The sequence below is a fragment of the Solemya pervernicosa gill symbiont genome, from assembly GCF_002020875.1.
Taxonomy (GTDB): Bacteria; Pseudomonadota; Gammaproteobacteria.
Genome location: NZ_MPRL01000112.1, coordinates 1 through 4450, shown reverse-complemented (window position 1 = coordinate 4450; position 4450 = coordinate 1). Strand labels below are relative to the sequence as shown.

Annotated in this window: 6 protein-coding genes; 1 reads left to right on the top strand and 5 read right to left on the bottom strand. The window is 53.7% G+C overall.

Features of this window, described 5'->3' with window-relative positions:
* Positions 1–111 precede the first annotated feature (111 nt).
* A complete protein-coding gene (locus BOW52_RS16205) occupies positions 112–693 on the top strand; it encodes a beta-class carbonic anhydrase (protein ID WP_078485123.1) in 582 nt (193 codons plus the stop codon).
* Positions 694–772: 79 nt separating this feature from the next.
* On the opposite strand, the gene BOW52_RS16200 is transcribed toward BOW52_RS16205, so the two are convergent.
* The 5 genes from BOW52_RS16200 to BOW52_RS16180 form a co-directional block, all read right to left on the bottom strand.
* Positions 773–1177: a tetratricopeptide repeat protein gene (locus tag BOW52_RS16200; RefSeq protein WP_078485122.1), complete on the bottom strand. Its 405-nt coding sequence runs from the start codon at positions 1175–1177 to the stop codon at positions 773–775.
* A gap of 115 nt (positions 1178–1292) precedes the next feature.
* Positions 1293–1826 (bottom strand): TrmH family RNA methyltransferase, encoded by a 534-nt coding sequence (locus BOW52_RS16195; protein ID WP_078485121.1) that lies wholly within the window; start codon positions 1824–1826, stop codon positions 1293–1295.
* Between the two features lie 74 nt (positions 1827–1900).
* Positions 1901–2242 (bottom strand): 5-carboxymethyl-2-hydroxymuconate Delta-isomerase, encoded by a 342-nt coding sequence (locus BOW52_RS16190; RefSeq protein WP_078485120.1) that lies wholly within the window; start codon positions 2240–2242, stop codon positions 1901–1903.
* Between the two features lie 14 nt (positions 2243–2256).
* A complete protein-coding gene (locus BOW52_RS16185) occupies positions 2257–3165 on the bottom strand; it encodes a 3'(2'),5'-bisphosphate nucleotidase CysQ family protein (protein WP_078485119.1) in 909 nt (302 codons plus the stop codon).
* A gap of 2 nt (positions 3166–3167) precedes the next feature.
* On the bottom strand, positions 3168–4154 hold the full coding sequence (locus BOW52_RS16180) for an oxidoreductase family protein (protein WP_078485118.1): 987 nt from the start codon (positions 4152–4154) through the stop codon (positions 3168–3170).
* Between the last annotated feature and the right edge of the window lie 296 nt (positions 4155–4450).

Below are 4450 nucleotides of genomic sequence, written 5' to 3'. Positions count from 1 at the left end.
TTCTCCGTCGTTCGCTCGCGCTCTCAACTACGAATAGGCAGACGGCGTCGACTATCGCGGACTAACCGCCTTCGCTTCGCTATCCATGGCGGTCAGCGAAGGAGGTTGATCATGAGCAAACAATTCAAAGAAGTAATGACCGCGAATGCTGAATATGTCGCAGATTTTGGTGACAAGGGCGAGCTGCCGATGCCCCCAGGACGGCACTTTGCGATTCTAACCTGTATGGATGCGCGTCTCGATCCTGCCAGGTATGCCGGTCTGGCCGAGGGTGATGCCCACGTGATCCGCAACGCCGGTGGACGTGCGAGCGACGATGCGATTCGCTCGCTGGTGATCTCCTACAAGCTGCTCGGAACGCGTGAGTGGTTTGTGATTCACCATACCGACTGCGGCATGCAGACCTTCACCTCAGAGATCATGGGCGATCTGCTTGTCGGTAGCCTGAAGACCTCAACGGTCGATGAGACCGGTTGGCACGACAGCTACGTCGGCGGTGGAACGACGGCCGGAAAATTCATCAACTGGCTGACCATCAACGACCCTAGAGAGAGCGTGATCGAAGATGTGGAACGGATTCGTAACAACCCAATGGTTCCACACGACATTCCGATTTACGGTTTCATCTACGACTGTAAGTCAGGAGAGCTGCTTGAGGTCTCCGAGGCGACCGCGATTGTTCAGGCGGCTTAATCGTACAAATCAATAATAAAAAAGGGCTGTCATCTTCGACAGCCCTTCCCTTTTAATCAGTTGTTCACAGAACTTGATTTTACTCTCCAGGCGCAGCCCCACTCTCGGCAATTGCCTGACTGATCTCTGCATACTTCTCGAAGGTCTCTCGCTCCTGTACCTTATCGGCCACCGAAATGAAGCGGCGAATCTCCCCCACCGCCTCCTCATAACGCCCCTGCTTCATCAACGCGTTAAATAGCGCGATCGAAATCATGCCCGAACCCGGCTCCATCTTCACCAGCCGCTCATAGACCATCTCCGCCTCGGCGAACTTCTCTTCATAGAAGTAGACACCACCCAGCATCAACAAGGCAGCGGCGTTATTGGGCTCGTCCTTCAGCAGTTCAAGCAGCATCAGACGCCCCTCTTCGTTGCTACCGCCCTCTAGCAGTGCCTTGGCCTGTGCAAGGCGCTCTTCAACATCACTCATTTCAGAACTCATAAATTCTCTTCAAATAGCTAACGGTTTCAGACGCGGATTAACAGCGATCAGATAGTAACAGAGTCGCAAGACGACGCTTGTCGAATCAGATAGACTCGCATGCAATACGACACCATCAATTCTTGCGAAGCCCCCTAACCTTTATGTTGTTATTTCTATCACGACTTTCACGAATCAGCGATTCACTCGCATGGTTCTCAGACGATTTCACCATCCGGTCGTAGAGCAGCACATTGACCGTCGCAGCCAGATTCATGCAGCCCACGGTCGGTATATAGACCACCGCATCGGCCCGGTCGATGATCGATTGACTGAGCGTGCCATCTTCTGGGCCAAACAGATAGAAGGCACTCTCTGGGTGTTGAAACTCGGTCAACGGTGTCGCGTTCTCCGCAAATTCAACACAGACAACCTGCATTCCATCGACCACCTCATCAAGCAGCGATTCAACGCCCACGAGCGGTACATCCTCACTCACACTACGACTCATCTTTGGGATATCGGGATTGAGTGCCACGGCACGAGGGTAGCGGTCACCTGTATAAAAAACCGAATCGACACGAAAATTACCGGCCGCACGCATCACCGAACCGACGTTCTCCGGGCTTTTTGGATTACTCAATCCAATCGAGATGGTTGATTTTTTCATCTGTAAATATCGGCTGTCTTTAGTCGTTGAGAATATTGATTCAATATTATTAGGGGGCAAGATCAAATTGCCAATCAATGCGAATGCTTAGCGTAGCTGGAGCGATCCATATCAACCACTTCAACAGTGACAACGGCCACAGGTAGCCCCTCATCACGAACGGCCACCAACACGGTTTCACTCAGCAGCCCTTTCTGCTCAGGGGTACGGCCAGCGTGAATATGGCACCGAACATGGAGAAACGGTTTGCGTTCTCCACCAACAAGATAGTGTTCAACCGGAATTGCCCGCACGCGGATATGGCTCTGATCAAACAGCGCTGTCGCAGCAGCGGCTGTGTGAACAACGTTGAGTAATGACTCGATCTGCTCAGCGGTTAGCGCATCACTGGCATATTCGACAATCAGGTGAGGCATCAGAAAATATCTCTTTAACTTATTTCAGGGGTGTAATTGGAAAAAAACGGTTGTAGCTGTGACATAAGTTCAGTTGCCACTCGCTGCTCCGTCGCAAAGATCACACCACGATGATTCATGAAGGTCGACTCCGCACGATTCAGCTCCAGTGGCTGACCATAAAAATCGCTGGCAACTGCTCCCATCTCATTAAACAGTGCAGCCGTAGCGGCAAAGTCCCACAGGCTTCCGCCACCCGGCTCCGTTTTCGGCAGTTTGAAGTAACACCCTGGGCCATGCTCAAGCCCCCAACAGGCACTCATCACCGCTCCACCATTGTGTAACGTCGTTACCCCAGAGAAGCCGAGCTGCGTCGCCATCGTCTCAATACGCTGCAGTAGCTGCGGGAAGTCACTGCGTGACTCCAGAGTGCGGTCACTGATCAGCGTTAACAGCGGGGTATCGCCAGAGGGTACGTGGCACCACGGCTCACCGTTACGCTCTACCCCCTGCCCCTTCACAGCAGAGTAGAGCGTCGCTGTAACCGGATCGTAGACCACGCCAATCAGTGGCTCCCCGGCACGCGATACCAGCGCAATCGAGACGGCATAACCGGGCAGCGACTCGATAAAGGAGAGTGTGCCGTCGAGCGGATCGACACACCAGAAGTGGTCCTGCTTCAACCGCGCACTATCATCAATGCTCTCCTCGGTCAGCATGGCGAGTTGATAGCGATCACAGGTCGGTTTGAGCATTTTTATAATCGCAGCATCGCTAAGCAGATCAACCTCGGTCACCACCTGCGAGGCGAGTGTATCGCCCCCCGCCTTATGCTCTACCGCAACCGACTCCGTGCTACGACTCGCGATCAGTGCTCCCGCCTCGGTCGCGGCTCTGATCGCACATTGCGATAGATAGCTGAGATCGTCTGCACTGAGCTGCATCGTTATGCCGTTGCCCCGTTCAACTGCGCCACCACCTCATGGGCGATCCGTTCGCTATAGCCGTGAATCTTCCAGTGGCCAGGGCTCCACCCCTTCACAAAGCGGTGAAAATCGGTCCAGGCGAGGTGATAGAGAGCACGCCACTCCTGCTCCAACGCAGCAAAATCGATATCACTGCTTCGATCACTCAGCGCCGCTTCAAGCTCTTTGAAGTAGGTCTCGAGCAGTCTGCCCTCATGCCGTTCACACTCACTTTCACGCAGACAACTACCGATAAAATAGGCGACATCCTTCATGCCACAGCCACCACCGACATACTGAAAGTCGACCGCGGCCACCGCCTGCCCATCGTGTGAGAAGCAGAAGTTGGCCAGCTTGGCATCGCCATGCACAAGGGTCTGAAAACGGCTCTTTCGCAGCCGCCGATCGATCACACCCGCCGCCGCCTTCAACGGTGCATCCTTCAACACCGCCAACTCATCGGGGCGGGTATCGAGGTGCCAGTAGGTACCCACCTTCCACAGCTGGTCGGGCGTCTCCCCCATATAGGTAGCGTGAAAGTTTGCCAACCAACGCAGACAGACCACCATTTCGCTCATCGAGACCGAATCGAATCGGCGGGGAAAACCGCTGGCATCGAGATCCTCAAAGACCATCAGGAACTCATCCTTGCCCTCCTTCAGCGCATAGCAGCGCGGCACTCGGCAGCTCTCATCACACCGCTCGCTCCACTTGCGGTACCAGCTACTCTCCACGTGGTAGGAGCGCACCTTACGCTTGTGCGAGCGGTCGCTATTCCAGCCACGCGGATGATCTTTCTTGCCCGGCAGTTTCACGTGTTTGATCACCACCGTTTCATGTTCGCCACCGTGCAGTCCGTAACGTGCAATCATCCCGTAGCCGCTCCAGAGCGACTGGATATCTTCGATATGGAAAATCTTGTCGGCGTTGCACGCCTTGCGTGCAATCTCTTGAAAATCATCGTTCATGGATTATTTATATCTTCAGTCTTCTTACCAAGCCCAATAGCTCTTTTGCATTTAAAATAAGCTCTTCTAGCAAAGGCTCATCAACCTCCATGTGCCCTTCGTACTCGGCGAGATTACGTCGATCGTGGCAAATAGAGAATATTCGTATCCGACCTTTGTCGAGATTGTAGGGGAGTCGCTATTTTTGCGAGAGTTTGTTTTCGGGGAGTCGCTATTTTTGCGGAAGCTTGTTTTGGGCATCCAAGCCCAAGCAAGCGGCAAATACTTAACGCGACCGTTTATGCCTACGGCGCCCC